The 21,359-nt window shown below is 59.3% G+C and carries 16 protein-coding genes; 5 read left to right on the forward strand and 11 right to left on the reverse strand.

The window, feature by feature from the left end; genetic code table 11:
* Positions 1 to 270: 270 nt before the first annotated feature.
* Positions 271 to 735, forward strand: coding sequence for an XRE family transcriptional regulator (locus B0G76_RS34465; protein WP_259460911.1), 465 nt, complete (start codon positions 271 to 273; stop codon positions 733 to 735).
* A gap of 147 nt (positions 736 to 882) precedes the next feature.
* On the opposite strand, the gene yidC is transcribed toward B0G76_RS34465, so the two are convergent.
* The 4 genes from yidC to rpmH form a co-directional block, all read right to left on the reverse strand.
* Positions 883 to 2,544 (reverse strand): membrane protein insertase YidC, encoded by a 1,662-nt coding sequence (gene yidC / locus B0G76_RS34470; RefSeq protein ID WP_120297267.1) that lies wholly within the window; start codon positions 2,542 to 2,544, stop codon positions 883 to 885.
* A 30-nt stretch (positions 2,545 to 2,574) separates the two neighbouring features.
* Positions 2,575 to 2,805 carry a membrane protein insertion efficiency factor YidD gene (yidD, locus tag B0G76_RS34475; protein ID WP_183082267.1) on the reverse strand — a complete coding sequence of 77 codons (231 nt, stop codon included), beginning with the start codon at positions 2,803 to 2,805 and terminating at the stop codon, positions 2,575 to 2,577.
* Between the two features lie 111 nt (positions 2,806 to 2,916).
* Complete coding sequence (locus B0G76_RS34480; RefSeq protein WP_409076773.1) at positions 2,917 to 3,414, reverse strand: ribonuclease P protein component; 498 nt, start codon at positions 3,412 to 3,414, stop codon at positions 2,917 to 2,919.
* A gap of 14 nt (positions 3,415 to 3,428) precedes the next feature.
* Entirely contained in the window at positions 3,429 to 3,563 is a 135-nt protein-coding gene (gene rpmH, locus B0G76_RS34485) for a 50S ribosomal protein L34 (RefSeq protein WP_004198824.1), read from the reverse strand.
* Positions 3,564 to 3,957: 394 nt separating this feature from the next.
* Between rpmH and dnaA the strand changes: the two genes are divergently transcribed.
* From dnaA to gyrB, 3 genes are all read left to right on the forward strand, one after another.
* Entirely contained in the window at positions 3,958 to 5,589 is a 1,632-nt protein-coding gene (gene dnaA / locus B0G76_RS34495; RefSeq protein WP_220700808.1) for a chromosomal replication initiator protein DnaA, read from the forward strand.
* A gap of 219 nt (positions 5,590 to 5,808) precedes the next feature.
* Positions 5,809 to 6,912 (forward strand): DNA polymerase III subunit beta, encoded by a 1,104-nt coding sequence (gene dnaN, locus B0G76_RS34500; protein WP_120297269.1) that lies wholly within the window; start codon positions 5,809 to 5,811, stop codon positions 6,910 to 6,912.
* Positions 6,913 to 7,027: 115 nt separating this feature from the next.
* Entirely contained in the window at positions 7,028 to 9,499 is a 2,472-nt protein-coding gene (gyrB, locus tag B0G76_RS34505; protein ID WP_120297270.1) for a DNA topoisomerase (ATP-hydrolyzing) subunit B, read from the forward strand.
* A 560-nt stretch (positions 9,500 to 10,059) separates the two neighbouring features.
* On the opposite strand, the gene B0G76_RS34515 is transcribed toward gyrB, so the two are convergent.
* The 7 genes from B0G76_RS34515 to B0G76_RS34550 form a co-directional block, all read right to left on the reverse strand.
* Positions 10,060 to 11,796: an IS1634 family transposase gene (locus B0G76_RS34515; protein ID WP_120297272.1), complete on the reverse strand. Its 1,737-nt coding sequence runs from the start codon at positions 11,794 to 11,796 to the stop codon at positions 10,060 to 10,062.
* A gap of 643 nt (positions 11,797 to 12,439) precedes the next feature.
* A complete protein-coding gene (locus tag B0G76_RS34525; protein WP_120297274.1) occupies positions 12,440 to 12,697 on the reverse strand; it encodes a PAAR domain-containing protein in 258 nt (85 codons plus the stop codon).
* Between the two features lie 69 nt (positions 12,698 to 12,766).
* A complete protein-coding gene (locus B0G76_RS34530; RefSeq protein ID WP_147394127.1) occupies positions 12,767 to 13,297 on the reverse strand; it encodes a hypothetical protein in 531 nt (176 codons plus the stop codon).
* Positions 13,298 to 13,507: 210 nt separating this feature from the next.
* A complete protein-coding gene (locus B0G76_RS34535) occupies positions 13,508 to 14,605 on the reverse strand; it encodes a DUF6708 domain-containing protein (protein ID WP_120297276.1) in 1,098 nt (365 codons plus the stop codon).
* Positions 14,606 to 14,608: 3 nt separating this feature from the next.
* Positions 14,609 to 17,179 (reverse strand): T6SS effector BTH_I2691 family protein, encoded by a 2,571-nt coding sequence (locus B0G76_RS34540; protein WP_120297277.1) that lies wholly within the window; start codon positions 17,177 to 17,179, stop codon positions 14,609 to 14,611.
* Positions 17,176 to 18,075, reverse strand: a complete 900-nt coding sequence (locus B0G76_RS34545) for a DUF4123 domain-containing protein (RefSeq protein ID WP_259460912.1) — start codon at positions 18,073 to 18,075, stop codon at positions 17,176 to 17,178. The genes B0G76_RS34540 and B0G76_RS34545 overlap by 4 nt, the downstream gene beginning before the upstream one ends.
* Positions 18,076 to 18,082: 7 nt before the next feature.
* Positions 18,083 to 20,572 (reverse strand): type VI secretion system Vgr family protein, encoded by a 2,490-nt coding sequence (locus B0G76_RS34550; RefSeq protein ID WP_120297278.1) that lies wholly within the window; start codon positions 20,570 to 20,572, stop codon positions 18,083 to 18,085.
* A 441-nt stretch (positions 20,573 to 21,013) separates the two neighbouring features.
* On the opposite strand from B0G76_RS34550, the gene B0G76_RS43140 reads away from it, so the two are divergent.
* Positions 21,014 to 21,331 carry a DUF6791 domain-containing protein gene (locus B0G76_RS43140; RefSeq protein ID WP_183082268.1) on the forward strand — a complete coding sequence of 106 codons (318 nt, stop codon included), beginning with the start codon at positions 21,014 to 21,016 and terminating at the stop codon, positions 21,329 to 21,331.
* Positions 21,332 to 21,359 lie beyond the last annotated feature (28 nt).

A 21,359-nucleotide genomic window follows, 5' to 3' on the forward strand; every position in this document is an offset into this window, starting at 1 on the left:
TTGACCAGGGCAGGGCTCCTAATGCGGCCCGAATTTCATAAGATAAATGAAGATTTATCTTATGCAAGCTAAGATAGCTTAAGACACATTTGCGATGGATGGACGCATCAGAATGCCTAAAACGCACACGGCACAAGGAAAGACGGTATTCGGCGAAATCGTGAAATACGTTATTAGGTGGCGATTTCAGGCTAAAAATAGCCTATTTGAGCTATAAAATAGCGTAATTGGTTGTCCACTGATTATGCGCCGAATTGCACAATCGGGCCCATGCCGACCTCCAAAGAAAAAGCAGCTTTCGCCAAACGGCTGAAAGACTCACTCCCCAAAGATATTAAGGGTGGGACCGATTTGGCCAGGGAATTCAATCTGCTCTATAGCGGTGGCCCGGCCGTCTCGCCACAAACCGCGCACAAATGGCTCGCGGGTACGACGCTTCCAAAGCGCGATAAGTTGCAGGTTTTAGCTGCATGGCTGCAAAAAGACGTGCACTGGCTGCATTACGGGCCCGCGCCATCCGGCAAGACGAAGCCGCTTGCTCGTGGCGAGAAATATCCACTGACGCCGGAAACGATCGAACTGGTTACGCAAATGGCTAACCGGTTCGCCGGGTTGTCGCCGCGCCAGCGCAATCTGGTGGAAGAGCTGATCACGGAATTCGACGGCGGCACGCAACAGGAAGCCGGCGCCGCGTCTGAAGACGCATCGAAAGATAAGGGCGCGCCGGCCGAGTGATCTGCCCTGACAAAGGTGCCAGCCCGTTTCAGGCCGGGTCAGTCGCATAAAAAAAGCCGCCCGGTGCAAACCGGGCGGCTTTTTTACAGCCAGCTTCTGCCAGTTACCCAGCGGGCGCTACCACTGCCCGCCGCTGGCAAGACATCATCAGGCTGGTTTCGTTTTCGACTGACCCATCATCCGTGTGATGTAGTACTGCTGGGCGATCGACAGCACGTTGTTCACCACGTAGTACAGCACCAGACCGGCCGGGAAGAAGAAGAACATGACCGAAAACGCGATCGGCATGAACATCATCATCTTGGCTTGAACTGGGTCCGGCGGCGTCGGGTTCAGCTTGGTCTGCAGGAACATCGAGACGGCCATCAGCACCGGCAGGATGAAGAACGGATCCTGTTGCGACAGATCGTGAATCCAGAGAATCCACGGCGCGCCGCGCATTTCAACGGACGACAGCAACACCCAGTACAGCGAGATGAACACCGGAATCTGAATCACGACCGGCAGACAGCCGCCGAACGGATTGACCTTCTCGGTCTTGTACAACTCCATCAGCGCCGAGTTCATCTTCTGCGGATCGCCCTTGAAGCGTTCGCGCAGGGCTTGCATACGCGGCGTGATCGCCTTCATGCGCGCCATCGATTTGTAACTTGCTGCCGACAGCGGGAAGAACACGGCCTTGATCAGCAGCGTGAGCAGCACGATCGACCAGCCCCAGTTGCCGACATAGCTGTGGATCTTCTCGAGCAGCCAGAACAGCGGCTTCGCGATGATCGTGACCCAGCCATAGTCCTTCACCAGCTCCAGACCCGGGGCGATGCCTTCGAGCATGCGCTCTTCTTCCGGACCGGCGAACAGGCGCGCGGACACGTCAGCCGATTGGCCCGGGGCGATGGTTGCCACCGGTTGCTTCACGCCGACGCGATACAGCGTCGGATCGATCTTCTCGACATAAATGTCGCGCTTCGCACCTTGCTGCGGAATCCACGCCGACGCGAAGTAGTGCTGCACCATCGCGATCCAGCCGTTGTCGGCTGAATTGACGAAGTCTTCCTTGTTCTTGTCGATGTCGCTGAACGTCATCTTCTGGAAGTGGTGCTGGTCGGTGTAGACAGCTGGCCCGATGAACGTGTGCGAGAAGCGCGGCGTTTCCACCGGTGTGTCGTCGCGCACCAGTTCCATATAGACCGACGGCGTGACCGGTGCGGTCCCGACGTTCTCGATCTTCGTGTCGACGCCGATCACATAGCTGCCGCGCGTGAACGTGTAGGTCTTGATGACCTTCACGCCACCCTTGACCGGCGACTCGAGGCTGAGCTGGAACGACTTGGCGTCGCCCGTCAGATCGTGCGGCTGATTCGGCACCGGTGTGAAGATGTCGGTATGGTTCGGGAAATCGCCGCCGAGCAGACCCGTGCGCGCCAGATACGTGTGGTTCGCGGTGCGGTCGAACAGGGTGATAACCAGATCGGGCGTCTTGCCGTCGCCTTGCTTGACGAGCGACAGCTTCGACAGTGTGCCGCCGCGGGTGTCGATCTCGCCGTTATAGACGTCGGTGCTGAAGCTGATCAGCTGGCCTTGGGCCGCGGCGGCCGGCGCATTGCCCGGCGCTGCTGCGTTGGTGGCCGGCAGATCGGCCGATTGGGTTCCCGGCGTCGTGGTTCCCGGTGCGGCGCTACCGACGGTCTTGGTCGGGTTGGCGCTCGGGAAGAACATCGACGGGCGTCCGTGGTCGCGTTGCCAGTTGTCGAACAGCATGACCGCTGACATGAAAAAGATGACCCATAGGACGGTGCGTTTGATATCCATGCGTTGTCTCAGTGTCGATGGAACGGCGCGTCAGCGCTTTTCAGAAATGGGAGGCGGGACGAGATCGATGCCGCCCGCGGAAAACGGGTGGCAGCGGCAAATACGCCTGGCGGCGAGATAAGTCCCGCGCGCGGCGCCATGATACTGGATTGCTTCGCGCGCGTAATCAGAGCAGGAAGGGTAAAAACGGCACCGGTTGCCGAGCATTGGGCTCACGGCAACCTTGTAGAAACGCAGTAAAGCGATGAGTACCGTTTGCATGACTGGTGCGGCCGGACGCGCCGCGCAACGTGGAGTACCGGGTGAGGCCCGCGCAGCGGGGCTGCCGATGCTTTGGCTACCTGTGCTGCAAACCGGACGGTCACTTGAGCATCAATCCGTCTTGGGCGCTTCCGCGGGCGGCGCCTCGCGACGGACAATTTCGCGCGCTGCCTTGTCGAGCAGCGCCTCTATCTCGCTGCGGCACAGCGCCCTCAACGGGGGCGACGAGGCGCTCGGCAAAGCTTTCTTGTCGAAGCGCGTGTGCAGACGCAACAGCACATCCCAACCGCCGAATTCCGCGCGACGCAGCCGGAAGGCTTCACGCGCGATTCGACGTACCAGATTACGCGTGGCCGCGCGCGGCGCATACTTCTTGCCGATCACGAGGCCTAAGCGTGCGTCGTTGCCGGTGGGCCGGCCGTACACCACGAAGTGCGCGGTGCGGCGCCACGGGCGCAAACGAAAAACGGATGAAAATTCATCCGTTTTCAGTAGCCTTGCGGCTTTGGGGAAGGCGGCTTGCGCTCGCAACGGAACCGAGCCCAGTTGCGGCGCCCCAGCCGTTCCCGCTTCACCGCGGGCGTCGCTTGCCACAGACAGAGCGCGCAATCCGCTCGCCAGCCTTAGATGGCGAGGCGCTTGCGGCCCTTCGCGCGACGTGCGTTGATGACCTTGCGGCCACCTGCGGTCTTCATGCGAACGCGGAAGCCGTGGGTGCGCTTGCGACGGGTAACGGAAGGTTGGTAAGTACGTTTCATGTTGCTCTCACTTGATCGAAAAATAACCGCGCGATCATCGCTGAAAGCGCAATGGCCGGAGGTTTACTGAACTGGTTTTCGCGGAACCCGCTATTTAAACCGGTTTTTCGTTGACCGTCAATAGTTTAGCCTGGTTCGGCCTGACCCCACGAAGAGTTCACCGGATGATCCGTCCCTGTGGATAACTCCCTTTCGCCGACGTTTTGGCGTTAGAATCTCGCCTTACTTCCCAAAAATCCTGCACGCCGCTCCGGCTCGCTTGCCCCGCAAACCCTTGTGGCACAAGCGCCTGGAGCCATTGCGCCTGGTTCGGCCTGGCTGCTCAGGGCCTTGTTGCGCATGCGCGACAGGGGCAGCGGCGAACCGCCGTGCATATCATAACGACAGCAACTCGATGAACGATTTCTGGCAACACTGTTCCGCATTGCTGGAGCGCGAGCTGACGCCCCAGCAGTACGTGACGTGGATCAAACCGTTGGCCCCGGTCGCCTTCGACGCCGCTGCGAACACGCTTAGCATCGCTGCGCCGAACCGCTTCAAGCTCGACTGGGTCAAGAGCCAGTTCTCCGGCCGCATCGCGGACATGGCCCGCGATTTCTGGCACGCCCCGGTCGACGTGCAATTTGTGTTGGACCCGAAAGCCGGCATGCGCGCCCCCGCGGCAGCGTCGTCGGCGCCGTCGCGTCCGTCTTCTTCAGGCTCGATGGGTGGTGGCCATTCGTCCGGTGCAAACGGCGGCGGTGCCGCAGTGGATGCGGCCGTCGGCGCCGTGCAATCGGCACATGCGGCGCGCGCCAACGGCGCGAACAGCGCCATGGCGAACCTCAACGCGAATGCACGCGCTGCGGCCGACCTCAACTCGAACGCCCGCGCGGCGGCTGAAGATGCCGCCGACCTCGATCTGCCCAGCCTCGACGCGAACGAAGCCGCGGCTGCTCGCCGTACATGGCGTCCGGGCCAAAGCGCGAGCTCGAACGGCAACGGCGATAACGACTCCATGTACGAGCGTTCGAAGCTCAACCCCGTGCTGACCTTCGACAACTTCGTGACCGGTAAGGCCAACCAGTTGGCGCGCGCCGCGGCGATTCAGGTCGCGGACAACCCCGGCATCTCGTACAACCCGCTGTTTCTATATGGCGGCGTGGGTCTCGGCAAGACCCACCTGATTCACGCGATCGGCAACCAGCTTCTCATGGACAAGGCCGGCGCGCGGATTCGCTACATCCACGCGGAACAGTATGTGTCCGACGTGGTGAAGGCCTACCAGCGCAAGGCGTTCGACGACTTCAAGCGCTACTATCACTCGCTCGACCTGCTGCTGATCGACGATATTCAGTTCTTCTCCGGCAAGTCCCGCACGCAAGAGGAATTCTTCTACGCGTTCGAGGCGCTGGTCGCGAATAAGGCGCAGGTGATCATCACAAGCGACACGTATCCGAAGGAAATCTCCGGCATCGACGACCGCCTGATCTCGCGCTTCGACTCCGGTCTGACGGTGGCGATCGAGCCGCCCGAGCTGGAAATGCGCGTCGCGATTCTGATGCGCAAGGCGCAATCCGAGTTCGTGAGCCTGAATGAAGACGTCGCGTTCTTCGTCGCCAAGCATCTGCGCTCGAACGTGCGTGAACTGGAAGGCGCGCTGCGCAAGATCCTCGCGTATTCGAAGTTCCACGGCCGCGAAATCACGATTGAAGTGACAAAAGAAGCGCTGAAAGACCTGCTGACGGTACAGAACCGACAGATTTCGGTGGAAAACATCCAGAAGACCACTGCTGATTTCTACAGCATCAAGGTCGCGGATATGTATTCGAAGAAGCGTCCGGCGAACATTGCGCGGCCGCGGCAGATCGCGATGTATCTGGCGAAGGAGCTGACGCAGAAGAGTTTGCCGGAAATCGGCGAGCTGTTTGGCGGGCGCGACCACACCACCGTGCTGCACGCGGTACGCAAGATCGCCGCCGAGCGCGGCACGGACGCGCAGCTGAACCACGAATTGCACGTGCTGGAGCAAACGCTGAAAGGTTAAGCAGGTCGGATGGGAAATTCGACCTGTTTATTTCGGAACTCGCCCCCATTTTAGTGGAGCGGTTCCGTTTTCAGGCACAATACAGGTTTAACCGCCCGGCGGCCGCGGGCGGAATTCACGCCGTGACAGGCGCTGCGTGGCGCCGGCGGGGAGCCGCGGTTGCGCGCTGTAAGGCTGGCAAGTCAGGCGCGCAGGCCGTTATATCAACGAAGGAACTCTATGCAACTGGTCAAGACCGAACGCGATAACCTCCTCAGGCCGCTGCAAACCGTGAGCGGCATCGTCGAACGCCGCCATACGTTGCCGATCCTCGCCAATTTGCTGATTACCAAGAACGGCCCTGACGTGTCGTTCCTGTCGACCGACCTCGAGTTGCAGATCACCACGCGTGCCGATTTTGGCGTGGGCGGCGATTCGGTCGCGACCACGGTGGCAGCAAGAAAGCTCCTCGACATTCTGCGCGCCATGCCCGACGGGCAGGTCACGCTCACGCTGAACGACAAGCGTTTGACCGTGCAATCCGGCAAGAGCCGCTTTGCGCTGCAAACGCTGGCGGCCGACGAGTTCCCGACCGTTGCTCAGGCTAAAGACTACGGCGCGAACCTGGTGGTTCCCCAGAAAACGTTCCGCCAGTTGCTCGGCATGGTCCATTTCTCGATGGCCCAGCAGGACATCCGCTACTACCTGAACGGCATGCTGCTGGTGGTGGACAGCGACCAGCTGATGGCGGTCGCAACAGACGGCCACCGTCTGGCGTTCTCGTCCATGAAGATTGAAGGCTCGTTCGCGCGTCAGGAAGTGATCATTCCGCGCAAGACGATTCTGGAATTGCAGCGTTTGCTGGAAGACATCGACGACACGCTGAAGATCGACATCGCGCCCACGCAGGTGAAGTTCACCTTCGGCCAGGTCGAACTGGTGTCGAAGCTGGTCGAAGGCAAATTCCCCGACTTCCAGCGCGTGATTCCGAAGTCGCACAAGAATCAGTTCTTGATCGGCCGTGAAGAACTGCAGCGCTCGCTGCAACGTGCCGCGATTCTGACGTCGGACAAATTCAAGGGCGTGCGCTGCATTATCGAGCCGGGCCAGTTGAAGATCATGTCGACCAACGCCGATCAGGAAGAGGCGCAGGAGGAACTGGAAATCGCGTACGACGGCGACAGCGTCGATATCGGGTTCAACGTCACGTATCTGCTCGACGTGCTCGCGAACCTGAAGGTCGACATGTTGCAAGTGAGCCTTGGCGACGCCAGCTCCAGCGCGTTGATCACGATTCCCGAGAACGACGAATTCAAATACGTCGTGATGCCGATGCGCATCTAACGCGTCCAAAACCAAAGAACAACACCAAGGGGCGCAGCGCCCCTTTGGCGTTTTTATGGTGTTTTGAAAAGTCCCGAGCAGCAACCTTGCAGTAACGCAGAACCGGAAAAAATCCATGACTGAACTGAACAATTCGCAACCCGATAACAGCTACGGCGCCTCGTCGATTCAGATCCTTGAAGGTCTGGAGGCGGTGCGCAAGCGTCCCGGGATGTACATCGGGGATACATCGGACGGCACCGGTCTGCATCACCTCGTATTCGAAGTGCTGGACAACTCCATCGACGAAGCGTTGGCGGGGCATTGCAACGATATCCAGGTGATCATCCACGCGGACAACTCGATTTCGATCACCGACAACGGCCGCGGTGTGCCGACCGGTCTGAAGATGGACGACAAGCACGATCCGAAGCGCAGTGCCGCTGAAATCGTGATGACCGAACTGCACGCCGGCGGCAAGTTCGACCAGAACAGCTACAAGGTGTCCGGCGGCCTGCACGGCGTGGGCGTCTCGTGCGTGAACGCGCTCTCGGCATGGCTGCGCCTGACCATCCGCCGCGACGGCAAGAAGCACTTCATGGAATTCCACCGTGGCGTGCCGCAGAACCGCGTGATCGAAGAGATCGACGGCGTGGCTGTCTCGCCGATTCAGCTGATTGGCGACACCGAAAACCGCGGCACCGAAGTGCACTTCCTGGCTGACGAGACGATTTTCGGCAACGTCGAATATCACTACGACATTCTGGCCAAGCGGATTCGCGAACTGTCGTTCCTGAATAACGGCGTGCGAATCAAGCTGACCGACCAGCGCACGGGCAAGGAAGAAGATTTCGCGTTTGTGGGCGGCGTGAAGGGTTTTGTTGAGTACATCAACAAGAACAAGGCCGTGCTGCACCCGAACATTTTCCACATCAGCGGCGAGAAAGACGGCGTGGGCGTGGAAGTGGCGATGCAGTGGAACGACAGCTACAACGAAAACGTGCTGTGCTTCACGAACAACATTCCGCAGCGCGACGGCGGCACCCACCTGACCGGGTTGCGTGCGGCGATGACGCGCGTGTTGAACAAGTACATCAACGATCACGAAGTCGCGAAGAAAGCGAAGGTCGAGACGTCCGGCGACGACATGCGCGAAGGGCTCTCGTGCGTGCTGTCGGTGAAGGTGCCGGAGCCGAAGTTCAGCGCGCAGACCAAGGACAAGCTGGTGTCGTCGGAAGTGCGCGCGCCGGTGGAGGATGTGGTCGCGAAGGCGCTCGAGGAATTCCTGCTGGAAACGCCGAACGACGCGAAGATCATTTGCGGCAAGATTGTTGATGCGGCGCGGGCGCGGGATGCGGCTCGGAAGGCGCGTGAAATGACGCGTCGTAAGGGCGTTCTGGATGGCGTTGGTTTGCCTGGGAAGCTGGCAGATTGCCAGGAGAAAGACCCGGCGAAGTCGGAAATTTATATCGTCGAGGGCGACTCGGCAGGCGGCTCGGCGAAGCAGGGGCGTGACCGGAAGTTTCAGGCGATCTTGCCGCTGCGCGGCAAGGTGCTCAATGTGGAGAAGGCGCGCTATGACAAGCTGCTTTCTTCGGAGCAGATTGTGACGCTGATTACGGCTTTAGGCTGCGGTATTGGCAAAGAGGATTACAACCTCGATAAGCTGCGTTATCACCGCATCATCATCATGACCGATGCTGACGTGGACGGCGCGCACATCCGCACGCTGCTGCTGACGTTCTTCTATCGTCAGATGCCGGACATGATCGAGCGTGGGTATATCTATATCGCGCAGCCGCCGCTGTTCAAGATCAAGGCGGGTAAGGATGAGCGGTATTTGAAGGATGAGACTGAGGTTAATGCCCACATCCTGAAGCTGGCGTTGCAGGGGTCGGAGTTGTTGGCTTCTGAAGGTTCTACGCCGATTACCGGTGATGCGTTGGGTGAGTTGGCTCGGGCTTATTTGCTGGCCCAGGCTGTGGTGAATCGTCTGAGCCGGTTGTATGACGCTGGGGCGCTTGAGGCTGTGATGGATGGGGTTGTGATTGACCTGTCCAGCGAGGAAGCGGCTGCAGTGTCGGCGGCGGCGCTTGAGGCTAAGTTGCGTGATGATGCGTTGAAGCCTGAGGTCAAGGTCACCACGATGTATGACCCGGTGCGTGAGCTGCGCTCGCTGCGCGTTGCGCGGACCCATCACGGTAATCAGAAGATTTCTGTGCTGGATCAGGATTTTCAGCTGACCGCTGATTACCAACAGCTGATCAATACCGCTAATACGTTTAAGGGGTTGATTGGTACTGGGGCGGTGATCAAGCGTGGTGAGCGGAGTATGGCTGTTACCGACTTCAAGAGCGCTATGAAGTGGTTGCTGGCTGATGCTGAACGCAATATCTCCAAGCAACGATACAAAGGCTTGGGCGAGATGAATCCTGGGCAGCTTTGGGAGACGACGATGGATCCGACCGTGCGTCGTTTGCTTCGTGTGCAGATTGAGGATGCCATTGCGGCTGATGGCATCTTTACGACGCTCATGGGGGATGATGTGGAGCCGCGGAGAGCTTTCATTGAGTCGAATGCGTTGAGGGCGGGGAATATTGATGTTTGAGATAGCTGTCGGGTGCCACAGAAAGTGAAAACTGTGCCAGGTAAGTGAAAATCTGCTGCCACAGATAGTGAAAAAATCGGGCAAGTTTTCGTGAGCCTTGGTACTCGCTGAGTGACACCGTGATCGAGTTAAGTGGCCGCACACGCGGACGTCAGTTATTGCGACTGGCAGACGGGGCGAAACGTCAAGCAAGAGCGGGAATCTCTTAATCCGTAGCACGACTGTTCCAGTCATCCGCGCCCTACCAAGAGGTTGAAAGGGTTACAAGCGATTCGCTTGTAACCCTTTTTTGTTTTGCGGACTCACCTTAACCACGATGCACCGGACTTGCTGAATGTTGGGTTTGAGTAGACTACATAGTAATACTAATGAGTTCCGTTGCACCATCTTCGAGTGCCGGCGGACGCCACGCGATTGCGGCAAACGTGCTCAATCGGCACTTTTTGGGCCGAGCGTTGGCTAACTCGGCGCGGGACGCTAGACCGAAGTTCCAGTATTGGCCGGGCGAGTTTGCCCCCGTGCCACAGGCACCGGCATAAATTCGGGGATCCGGTTTCTGTCTACGGGTGGATCTGTCTGATCAGATCGAGTGCGTGACGCTGCGTCACATTGGGCGTGGTGATGATGTCGAACGTCGGCGCCTCGGGGCCAGCTCCTGGTGTGCGGCAGGTGTTGCGCACAATGCTGCCCAGCTCGGCCATCAGCGTGGAGAAGCTGTGGACGGGCGAGCCATCCGCCACGGTGCGACTCACCACCTTCTCCTGCGCCTGCTGCGAGCGCTGCGCCGGCGCCACCGGGTCGCGCGTGGCCTTGGCCGCCAGGTCGGTGTCGGCGAACATCAGTTCGCGCCAGGCTTCGAGCATGTGCCATTCCACGTAGTAGGCGAGCATGCACAGCAGAATGTGCGCGCGCACCCGAGCAGCCGTGCGATGGTGGATTGGGCGCACCTTCAGGTCCACCGTCTTGAGGCTGCGGAAGGCCCGCTCGACGTTGGCCAGCGCCTTGTAGTTGCGCACGCACTCGGCCGCCTCCATGCGCGTGGCCTCGACCGAAGTACGGATGATGTAGATGCCGTCCAGCGCGGCCTCCGCGGCGATCGCCTCGTGCTTGCGCGTAAACGAGAAGCTCCCGTCGCTGATCTGCAGTTCAAAGTGTTTGGCCACCTTGTACTGGTTGACCACCTTGCCCACGCGCAGCCCAATCGCATCGGCGCCCTTGAGTCTGCCCGCTTCCACGCGTTCCTTGATCTGCTGCAGGTTCTTTTCGGTAGCAGCGAGCAGGTCCTGCCGCTTGTGCGCTCGCAGCGTCGCGAGCTGCGGATTGCGACACGCCACCAGCCGCTCGCCGGGATACTCCGGCGAGGCGATCTCCATGAGGTTGTGCTCATCGAACAGCCCCAGCTGCAGTTGGCCCTGCTCGACCAGTGCGCGGATCGATGCACTCTTCAAGGCCGTGATCCAGTCGATGCCCTGCGTCTCGCGCAGCTCGTCGATGGCCTTGCTGGAGATCATGCCGCGATCGCCGACCATCACCAGCTGCCCGACGCCGAAGCTCTCGCGCAGGCGCTGCACCTCGGGCAGGAAGGTGCTGCTGTCGGCCACGTTGCCTTCATACACCGACACCGCTACCGGGCAGCCCCGCGCATCGGTGAGCAGTCCGTAATTGACCTGCAGCAGTCCCTTCTTGCCGTCGCGGTTGTGGCCCAGCCGGGCCAGCGGGCAGGTGGTGCCCTCGAAGTAGCTCGAACTCAGGTCGTACAGCACCAGGCCGCCGGCGCTCAAATGCCGCGCGGCGAGCTTCTTCTGGATCGCGTCCTGGCGCGCGAGCAGCCAGTCCATCGCCGCGTACAGATCGTCCTCGTTCGCGTCGGCCACGCCGAAGTCCGTCGCCAGCGTGGTGGTGTGCCACCAGCGCGTGGTGGCCAGCTTTGTGTGCGGCGCCACGATGCGCGCGGCCACCATCGCCAGCACCCGTTCGCGCTCAGGTGAGGGCTTGCTGCCCAGCAGCGACGCGAAGTCCAGGCGCTGCATCGCCAACTCAACGGCCTGCACATGGCCGTGAGCGAGGGAGCCGGTGACTTCGAACGCCTGGCCCAGCGGGACGAACGTCTCGCCCTGCAGCGAGCGCCGAATGATCTCGATCAGCGGCTCGGGCAGATGCGAGAGGTTGCCCAGCGTCTCGTTCTTGACCTTGCCGTCCTCGCGGTAGCTACGTCGCAGCAGGTGCGTGCGGTACACCGTGCCCTTGTAAGTGCGCGTTGTGGTGACGACGTGAGCGGCTCCAGTCCTGCTTGCCATAGAACAAATATAGGTAATATTGCGTAGATTTCAAGAAATTTTAGTGACTACATTTTGTAATCCACAGGAAGGGCTTCGAAAGCGCGGATGCCTTGAAACACGGGGGCTTGCACCCGCTTGGTGGCTTGGGTGGATGGGGGAACTTCGGATTAACGAAAGGGTTACGCCGTAGATCAGGCGCAATCGTTTTGACTTAGGCATCGGGCTTGGGTTTTCTCGGCTAATTGGGTATGCGTCGGCACACAAAGGACTGAACGCCGACCCAAGCGGGCCAGGTAACAGATGTTTAGCAGCCGTGCGCCTGAAAATCGGCTTGCGTTCGCACGATGCGAAAAGCCTGCGTCCCATGGCTGCCGCCATGAAGCCCTGCTTCAAAATGAACAAAGGTTCAGTTACCGGCGTGCCGGTCGAGTTGATGCGAAAGACCATTCCCGCTCCCGCATGCTGGCAGCACCCGACAATCGACTGGCAACGGCGCGCCATGCCCAACCCGGGCGCCGGTTTGCCGATAGACGTTTTCACCATGAATCATCCACGCCTACTCCACGACTACCGCATCGGATGCCTCGGGCCCATCGCCAGTTCCGGTCACGCGAGTCCTCGCTGCAATTGAACAGCGTGATCCAGAAACACCAAGCCGCTTTTACAGCGACGCGATCAACGTCGCACCGCACTCGGTTGGGTCCCCGTGATAGGCGACCGCTTTTCCGAGATGTTGGCGTGTGCTGTCCTTCGGCAAGATGGCGTAGGTGCCCTGACACTGCGGACACCAAGTCTTGTCGCCTTCAAGTGCGACGGGCACATCCATTACCTTGAAGTTATCGCTGGCGGTCGTCACGTGTCCGCCGTGTGTCGTCTTGTCGTTCAGGCGGATCACGCCTCGTCCAGCTTCGTCTTTCATCTCTAGCCTCGCCTTGCTCATTCTGTAGCGTCGCCGGCCGGATGAAACCAGTGTCGACTCAGGTCCGTTTTATCCATTGCTTTCCGGAGCAACGCCGCTGAAAGTTTTGGGATGCTGGGCATCGGCACACGATCGATTCCATCCAGTCAGTTCGAATGAAGTCACATATTTACCGCCATTTTCCTTATCGCGAATGCCGTAATTTATTTCGGGCTTCTCCACACTGAGAAAATTTTGACCGGCCTGCGACGGATCGTCCGAATGAGAAAGATAGATGAAGCGCGCCCTGATGGATTTCCCTGCCTCATTCGTATAGGTAACGTACCCGCAGGTGAACGCGCGCTTGTAGTTCGGTGTTTCGCTGGATCCGTGCAAATCGGGAGTGGTTTCGTACAGTCCGTCGAACTTGATATCCTTTTCATTGGGCAGCGCTGATCTGACTGCCGCCTCGACAACTTCGTCTGTCGAAGCGTTACTTGGCGTGCAGCCAGCGAGCAAAGCAAGTGCAATAAATAGGGCAGCGATAGCGTCAGTTGCGAAGCTACTGCGTATTGGGTTAACGCTTGTTTTCATCACGCTTCGTCCGCTTTCGTTCTTCATCGTCAGACTCGAGCCTTCGGATTGATCGGGTAGTCGCCCCGCCGTCTCGCCAACACAGCTCCCTACCAACCAACAGGGGTACCCGTGCGTGGCTCCGCATACGGATCGTCTGGCACCACCGCACCGACCCACTGGACAGCGTCCGGCCACACCGGGTCCCGACACGTCGAGTTAGCGAGGATCCGCATCGACCATGCCTTGCTCCATCTTTCATTGCACCCCTCGCACAACGGACCTGGCCACCAGAGCGGCCGGGTTCGCGAGCCAGGCTACCGCATGCGCCTTGCCATCGGCTTCGCCGGTCCAGTCTTCAGCCCGAGCCTTCGGGTTCTCTGGATAGTCGCCGCGCTGCTGGGCCAGCACGGTGTCTCCCCAACCGACCGGGGTATTGTTGCGCGGCTCTGCATAGGGGTCGCTTTGTGCAATCGAACTGATTTTTTCAACGTTGTCCGGCCAGACTGGGGCACGGTTGGTTACGTTTGCGAGAGCCCGCAATCCTGTGAACAGCAGGATCTGCGGCATCATGATAATTCGCACAAAAGCGGGTGCACGCATTCCGAAGCTGTACATCGAAAACAGGAACGATTCTCGCAGCGTTTCGCGCCGAGTATGGAACAGCATAGGCTTCGGCAACCGACTTGGCCCTTCGCTCATGTACCTGCACCAGTAATTCCATTGCGCCAACGCCATCTCAACCTGTGCCTTGCCAGTCCACTCGCGGCCGATCGAGAACGCCCGGACGACATTGCCCTTACCATCGACCGCGTAGTGCCGGATGTGAAATACAGTCCCGAATGGCGTTTCCTCGCGGTGCAGACAGAACATCGAATCGCTTGTCCACGGAGCTTCCCATACGACGTCGCCGTCGCCAGGCTTGGCGAAGTACCGCCGTGCACGAATTGCATAGAGTCTGGCTTCACCGCGGTGGAAGCGAATCGGCCGGTACTTCAGACCAAACACCAAGCCTCGTGCAATTTTCCACACCAACGAGCCGAACGCCGCCACCACTGCAAGAGCCAGGCAGTCGAAAGCAAACATCCAGAACGCCGGCCCAGGTTCGGCGTGAGAAATCACATAACCGTACGGGCCGATAGCCATACCCGCGCAGGCCAGCGCAGCCCCTGCCAAAACCCACTGCTTGTCCAGGTATGACGGCTCAGTCACATCCATGAACGTGGAGTTGATACAAAAGGTCGCCCCGAAATCCTGGACCTCTGGACCGACAGGTCGGTTGATCGGCAACCTGTGCGCCATATCCCACTCGGGCACAGGTTGGCCGATGCACTTCTTCATCAATCGCTCGTCCATGGTTTAGCTCCCAACGGCCGACGTAAACGCACGGACTTCAGCATCAAGCGTGGGATAGTGCTCACCTGCACTGAACTTGCAACGCGAGATCCAATCCTTCATTTCCGATGCCTTGAAAACGGCAATGGCGATACCAACGAGTATTGAAGCAACGAATGCAATCCAGAAGCCCGGAATAACCTGCAAATATGCGCCAACTGCGAGGTAAGCCCCGAGAGATCCGCTTAAGAAATATAAGAACCCAAGACCGTACTCTTTGTTGCGAACAGATTCCGGCAAGTTTTTAAAAATGTCGATTAAGGCCAGCCCAATGCCCGCCGCAGCCCCCATCCCACGGCCGACTTTGGCGCCTACCTCAGCCCATTCGCTCGCACCCGCCCATTGCTTCGTAATATAGGCCGCAAGCGGATGAACCGGACCGCTGCGTACGGTCTCCGATGCTGTCTCGACAATATTCCCTAAAATCGACACGATGCACGCCAAAAGTTTTATCGAGGTATCGGTCTTGTTAAATTCATCGCTGTCCAAGAAGTCCTTGGCGGCGAAGGTCAACGTCGCCATCTGGAAGATGACTGTCGCCACGCCTTGATGGAACTCTACCGGAGCTGACGAGCCCAGCCACTTCCGTGTGGTTTCCACTCCGGCGATCTTGATACTACTGACCTCGCTTGCGTCGAGCTTTCCTGACCGAACCAGCGCGTCCGTGTCAAGTTCATAGGCCACTATATCCGGATTGGAAGGAGACGCCCCCTTGATAACCTGTTTGCTGACCTGTGCTGCCTTCACCCGCTGTTCGGTTTGGTCGCCGTCCAGTTTCACGCCCAGTTCCTTTGCCTGAGCCAGCAACCAGGTGCGCATCTTGATATTGCTGACCTGCGATGGCGTGACGCGTACACCCGCGTGCAGCGAAAGCCGGATCATCGTGAATCCCCATGCTGCGCCTCGCGTTCCCTTGGTGAGGGTCGCAACGATGTAATTGGCCGTAGTTACAACGAGCCTGTCACGCAGCGCGGCGGCAGTGGCATTTTTTTCGACACGCTTGAAAGCTTCCTTGTAGATATTCAGGAAATTCTCGTACTGGATATCCGAGCCATGTACCTGTGAGTCCGCCGCCTTTATCAGGTCGTCCTGATTGAACATCAGCGCACGTGCGTACACATTGCGAATGTTTGATGCCTGGGCGCTGCTCAGCCAATCGTCGAGCACCTTTTTGCAATCCTCGGTGCCCGCGGCGACGCCAATCGCCTGTGCACAGGATTCGCTGTAGGCAAAGCCGCTGCGGATGTCCTTCACGTCGCTCACACCGGCCATCCATTCGGCCAGCAATTGCGACTTTAACCAGCCCGCGTGAGCCTGAACAAGCGGTTGCCACTTGGGTTTAAACGCGGTCAGGGCATTCTGGTATTCCGTTTTGAAATTCCCTAACGCCTTTTCGTCCAGCACGCTCGTAGGCTTGCCGTCTGGTCCGATCTTCGTCGTGGCGTCTTCCCACGCCTCGTTCTCCGATCTCGTTTGTGCGCCGGGAATGTCGTTCACGTTCCGCTCATCCTCTTTCAACGCCTGATCAAAGCTTCCCGTCTTGGCTGCGTTGTAGAGGAACCTGAAGAGCCCTACTGCGTCTGGCGCCTGCTCAACGCCTGCCTTCGCATTGAGCACATTAGCATCCGCGATCGTCTTCGATATCCCGTACGACATTCCGGTCATCGCGCGCGCGCTCCCCCGAATGCCCGACTCCGCCCGCTCGAGAAGCTGCGCCGACATCCACTTCCAGTAGATATCCTGGTCAAAGCCGTTGTTCAGATTCGGGACCGTCAGTTCTGCCAGGTCATTCGTAACGGCGACAGGATCGTTGACCGCCACGATAAACCCCTTCTTTATCGGAGATTGCGCCATCGCGTCTCCGATGCGCTTTACCAGATTACGTTGGCGCAACTTGATCTCGTCTTTCGGTGCCCGGTTGCTGAAGCCGAAGGCGTCCTTCATCGCCTTTTCGTCCATTGCAAAGTGTGCGACCTTCGCTTGCGACGCCTGAAACTCGCCAGTGTCGGTCGCACTTCCTGCCAGCATCGCCGGCACATTGATGCACTGCATGTGCAGCTTGCGCCAGGTCGCGTCCGAGACCTTCTCGACGAGCGCCTTGGTCCACTGCACGTTCGACCAGCCCATCCACAAATTCGCCGCCTCATCGACACCGGGAGTGTGCTCGACGTCGATGCAGCGGCCGAGCGACTCGAATTTGAGGTCGCCGGCCATCGCGCAACCCCGTGTCAGTTCCTGCTCCGCGTCGCCCGGCGGCGGCCGTGTCCCGGGCGGGAAGCTCCACATGATTCCGTCCTCAAGCACCATGTACGCGCGCAACCGCTGACGCTTCTCGTCATAGGTGTAGAGATAGCCCGGGCGCAGCGAGCGCAGCGTGTATCGAGCAGTCCCCGCAGACTGCGGAGCGCGGCCGTCGATTTTGAAATTGCCCGACAGGGGCGGGGCTTTAGCTGCGCCCAGCGGGCACGCGACCGCGTAGCGGACGGGATAGATCAGGAGCGATTTTCGATCGCACAGTGGGCAAGAAGCTGTCATGTTTTGATCCTCTCCGCCGTCTGCGAGCGGGAAGCCTGTTCAAAATGCTGAAAATCGCCGGGCGTGAGGCGCGCCTTCACGTCGGGCCAGGTGGTTTCGCGGCGGGAGAGCGCCGGCCACGCGTCAACGATCACCGGGTGCTGCTCGAATGCCGCGCCATATCGCAGGCAATGCCACGTGTAATCCGCGAGATCGTCGGCGCCCATCGTTACGCCGCGCTGGACGACATCGCAGAAAATCCGGTCAAATTTTCCCGGCAAGCGTTCCGCCTCTTCGACGGGCATCGCGGGGAGCCGATTCAGGACGCGTACCGCGACATCGCTGCGGTCGACGCGCGGCCACTGTTCGGGGCGCGGCCACCCCGGAACATAGCCGTCGAGCGTGTCGGACGACACGCCGGGTCCTGGCACGTTCCAGCGATGGCCCGCCCAAGCGAACTGCCAGGATTTGATTGGCCCGAGCAGCGCCTGCCGTTGAGCGGCGTCGAAGATTTCCAGCGTTACGCTCAGTACCCGCGGATCGTAGTACCGCCAGAAGACCGGCTGGCCGTTCGCGCCAGGCCCGACCAGATAGCGGGCGATGTGTTCCGAGAGGGTATCGACATCGGCGTCGCTATCGATCCATGCGCACACGACCGGCGGCCGTTCGGTCTCGATTTCATCCAGCCAGTAGCGGGTTGCTGTTTCACGCATATCCGCGGTGAGCGATTCGACATCGAGGAGTCTCGGCATCAACTCCTCGCGATGCGCGAGGACGCGCGGCGTGCACGCACGCAGGTCAAATCGTTTGAGCTCGGGCACATGAACGAGCGTCGCTGGCTCGATCAGCAGAAAACCACGCTCCAACGGGGTCGAGACTTCGGGAACGGGCAACATCGGTGGAATCATTCTGTTCATTCGAGGACTACAGGGCGATCGAAGCATTGCCGGCTTGAGCCGCGCCGCTCGACAACGAAGAGCAGAGATCTGCGCCAGGGAATTGCGCCGGAACGCTTTGCGGGCCCATAGTGCTGTGGCTACCGGCGTGAATCAGGTTGCTGCCGGGCGTAAACCCGTTCAACCCGTCCGCGCTGATCACAAACTGGCTGTTACCCGCAGTCAGCTTGATCCCTTGCTTCGCGGTGATGTTAATCCAGTCAGTGGTGCTGATCAGACTGACGACTTTTTTTGCCAGTAGCTCAAGCTCGTCGTTCTCCGCATGCACCTGCACCTTGCCGCTAGCTGCAATCAGCTTGATGCCGAGCTTGTGCACGAATAGGGAAAACTTTTCGGACACGCTCGCGAGCAACGACTTACCCGCGGCGATCGAAACGTCCTCCCCGGAGGTGAGCGCCACGTGCTGCCCGCTCGCAAGATGGGACGACCCAGGCGTGGTGATGGCAACCCCAGCGGGGCTGGCGACAACGAGGTGGGGATCATTGAATTCGGGAAATGAACCACCGTTGCTGCTTCCGCTGCCGCTCACGGCCCCACTGCCTTTGATGGCATCGTTCTGGGTCTTCAGGGCGTCGGCGACGCTCGACTGGTCCGCTCCACTATCCTGTGCCTGATATTGCTGTGCAAGCTTGCCCAACTGCCCATGCAGGGTCTGGGCCTTCCCGAGTCGATCGATAGGCTCGCTCACGTCCGACAGATGCGACTTGGCCTGCGGGCGAGGATCGGTGCTGATAAGCATGCCCTTGCCGGAGCGGATCGCACCGACAGCGTCCGTGCGCAATTCGAAACCTTCGCCACGCGCATCCTGGCGACCCGCTGTGTTCTCGATACGGGTGACATAGCCGAGCGAGAGTTGGCTGTTCTCGTGGTCGCTGCGTAACTGCGTCTGTATCTGCTGGGCCGTGTCGTCGAACAGGAGATGGTTGCTGCGGCCGCCGGCAGTGTTGCCGCTTGCTCCGTCCAATTCCCGCGAGCGGAACCCCATCAGCGCGCTCTGCGACGGCAACTGCCATGAAGGCATGTTCTTCTCGTTGGCGACGCGACCCGTGACGATAGGCCGGTCCGGGTTGCCCTCCAGCCACTGGACAATCACCTCCGAGCCGACTCTCGGGGGCGCGGCGCCGCCTTGCTCGCCACCGCTCCACGAAGACGCTACGCGCACCCAGGTCGAACTCGTTTCGTCGCCCTTCGCGTCGCGGTCCCAGTGGAACTGGAGCTTGCAACGGCCATACTGGTCCGTGTATACGCTTTGTCCAGCAGGGCCGACAACGGTCGCTGTCTGGGGAGCCAGGATACGGGTGTCGACGCTGTTATAGCCCCGCCCCGGGCGCCAAGGGATGCTGCGGCGGATGCAGGTGAGTTCATTGCTGTATTCCGCAGCCGTCTCTGTGCCCTGCAGGTAGTTGTTCGATGCCGCATGGCGCACGGAGATAATGAGGAACTCGCTTTTGCTTGCGTCGCCTGAAACGGCGCTGCCGTAGTGGTCTGTCAGGCGGAACCAGCGACCCGGCATCGCGTAGCGGCTGTTGCCCTTTCCGTCGAAGTGCTTGGCCGCCGCCTCGATTTCCTCCATCCTGCGGCGCGCGACATCGTCGCCATCCTGCCCGGGCTTGAACCCGTATGCACCGGCATACTGGTAGTCCTCGAGCTGCGGAACGTTGCCTTGCTTGTTGACCGTCGGCATATCAACCGTGGCCGGCCGCGGATTCTTGAAGTCAAACCGGGAGAGCGCGACCTGTGTGGGCATCATCTGACGCACCGGCGCCCAGTCTGCGATGCCGTCCTCTTCCTGCGATCCGGCTTCGCTTTGAAAACGGACCTCGGCGCTTGGACCTTCAATCTGTGCGGCGTCCGCTGACGCATCGGTTACCACCAGCATGTGGCCGTCGCTCGTGTGTTCGTACCAATACAAGTAACCCGCGGTTTCCCAGCGGCGGCTCAGATAATTGTGATCGTCCTCGTTGTACTGGCATGCCATTGTCATTGACGGATCTTCGCCATGCACACGCCAGTCCCAGACCGGCAGGACTCCATAGTCACCGAGCAGCGTTGATGTCTGGGTATGGAGATTCTGGTCGAGAAAGAGGCGACTATTGCGACGCAGTTTCAGATATCGCAGCCACGGACCGATTTGCGCCTCGTAATACGCGACACCTCCATCGGTTTTAACGTGACGGAAAGCAAACACGTACCCACTGAAATAGCGTAACGATCCATCACCCCGCACGAGTTGAACGCCAAGCAGTTTACCGATGAAATCCTTAAGTGCGAGTCCGGCATTATCGGAGAGGATCTCGACCGTGAACTCAAAATCGCGCGACAGCGCTTCCGTGCCTTCGAGCCGGTTCGCGAGCAATACCGACGCGGGCGCATCGTTGTGTGGAAATGACAGGGTGAGAATGCGACCCTGCTGCCTGCCCCCCAGCAGAGCCTTGAAATCTTGAGCAAGATTCGACACGGCAATTCCTTTTTATTCTGCCTAAATCGGCGCCACGCGATTTTACCGACTCTTCAGACGAAAAGGTATCACATTAGGTCAACCAGAATGGCCAATCGATTAAAGATGCAAAAATTTCCCCCATTTGATGCACGCGACATAATGTGGAATTTTTACCGTTTAACAATTTGAGTGGAAAATTTTGCCTTTACCCTGACTGGATCGCGGTCGGTGTTATCACAGTGGCAAGTGCGATTGATAATACGCAATTAGTGTGCATGAATAGTCGAGATTAAACCGATGCAGAAAGCGAATGAATGAGGAATGGCGAACCGGTTTGACCAGCTTCACGGTTCGATCGCCCCTTGAACTCCTCGCGAACATTCAGTAACTTCAGGGTCACAGATATCGAGGACTGCCTAGTCAGGCCACGTATTCCCGTGTCAGGCAGACGGAACTCCGATGCGCAGCATTGCGGCGGGCAACCAGATTCCGCACGACCTGATGCATGTCGGATCGCACTATCTGTCCAGCAAGCCAAATCAGGACGGGTACGTCGACTATTTCGAGAAATTGGCCACGTATGCAACGATTATTTCAGGGCCAGCGGGGGTGATTGAGCCTGGTTCGAGCCCCCGAAAGGTGTTCGCGGTCGAACCGGACGAGGACAGCGTGTTTAATTACGTCGAGACAGCATCAGATCGAGCAGGCATTGGCGCACTGACGAAGCTGCTGGAACGCGAGCGTCGGCGTTGGCGGTACCGGCTCCTATGTTCTTGATCTGGTCGCCAAGACACCGGCAGAGGAA

This window comes from Paraburkholderia sp. BL23I1N1, assembly GCF_003610295.1.
GTDB lineage: Bacteria > Pseudomonadota > Gammaproteobacteria > Burkholderiales > Burkholderiaceae > Paraburkholderia.

Bases quoted from the DNA above. Each gene is read 5' to 3' on its own strand.
- B0G76_RS34465 (WP_259460911.1), top strand. From the start codon at position 271: ATGCCGACCTCCAAAGAAAAAGCAGCTTTCGCCAAACGGCTGAAAGAC.
- yidC (WP_120297267.1), bottom strand. From the start codon at position 2,544: ATGGATATCAAACGCACCGTCCTATGGGTCATCTTTTTCATGTCAGCG.
- yidD (WP_183082267.1), bottom strand. From the start codon at position 2,805: ATGCAAACGGTACTCATCGCTTTACTGCGTTTCTACAAGGTTGCCGTG.
- rpmH (WP_004198824.1), bottom strand. From the start codon at position 3,563: ATGAAACGTACTTACCAACCTTCCGTTACCCGTCGCAAGCGCACCCAC.
- dnaA (WP_220700808.1), top strand. From the start codon at position 3,958: ATGAACGATTTCTGGCAACACTGTTCCGCATTGCTGGAGCGCGAGCTG.
- dnaN (WP_120297269.1), top strand. From the start codon at position 5,809: ATGCAACTGGTCAAGACCGAACGCGATAACCTCCTCAGGCCGCTGCAA.
- gyrB (WP_120297270.1), top strand. From the start codon at position 7,028: ATGACTGAACTGAACAATTCGCAACCCGATAACAGCTACGGCGCCTCG.
- B0G76_RS34515 (WP_120297272.1), bottom strand. From the start codon at position 11,796: ATGGCAAGCAGGACTGGAGCCGCTCACGTCGTCACCACAACGCGCACT.
- B0G76_RS34525 (WP_120297274.1), bottom strand. From the start codon at position 12,697: ATGAAAGACGAAGCTGGACGAGGCGTGATCCGCCTGAACGACAAGACG.
- B0G76_RS34530 (WP_147394127.1), bottom strand. From the start codon at position 13,297: ATGAAGAACGAAAGCGGACGAAGCGTGATGAAAACAAGCGTTAACCCA.
- B0G76_RS34535 (WP_120297276.1), bottom strand. From the start codon at position 14,605: ATGGACGAGCGATTGATGAAGAAGTGCATCGGCCAACCTGTGCCCGAG.
- B0G76_RS34540 (WP_120297277.1), bottom strand. From the start codon at position 17,179: ATGACAGCTTCTTGCCCACTGTGCGATCGAAAATCGCTCCTGATCTAT.
- B0G76_RS34545 (WP_259460912.1), bottom strand. From the start codon at position 18,075: ATGAACAGAATGATTCCACCGATGTTGCCCGTTCCCGAAGTCTCGACC.
- B0G76_RS43140 (WP_183082268.1), top strand. From the start codon at position 21,014: ATGCGCAGCATTGCGGCGGGCAACCAGATTCCGCACGACCTGATGCAT.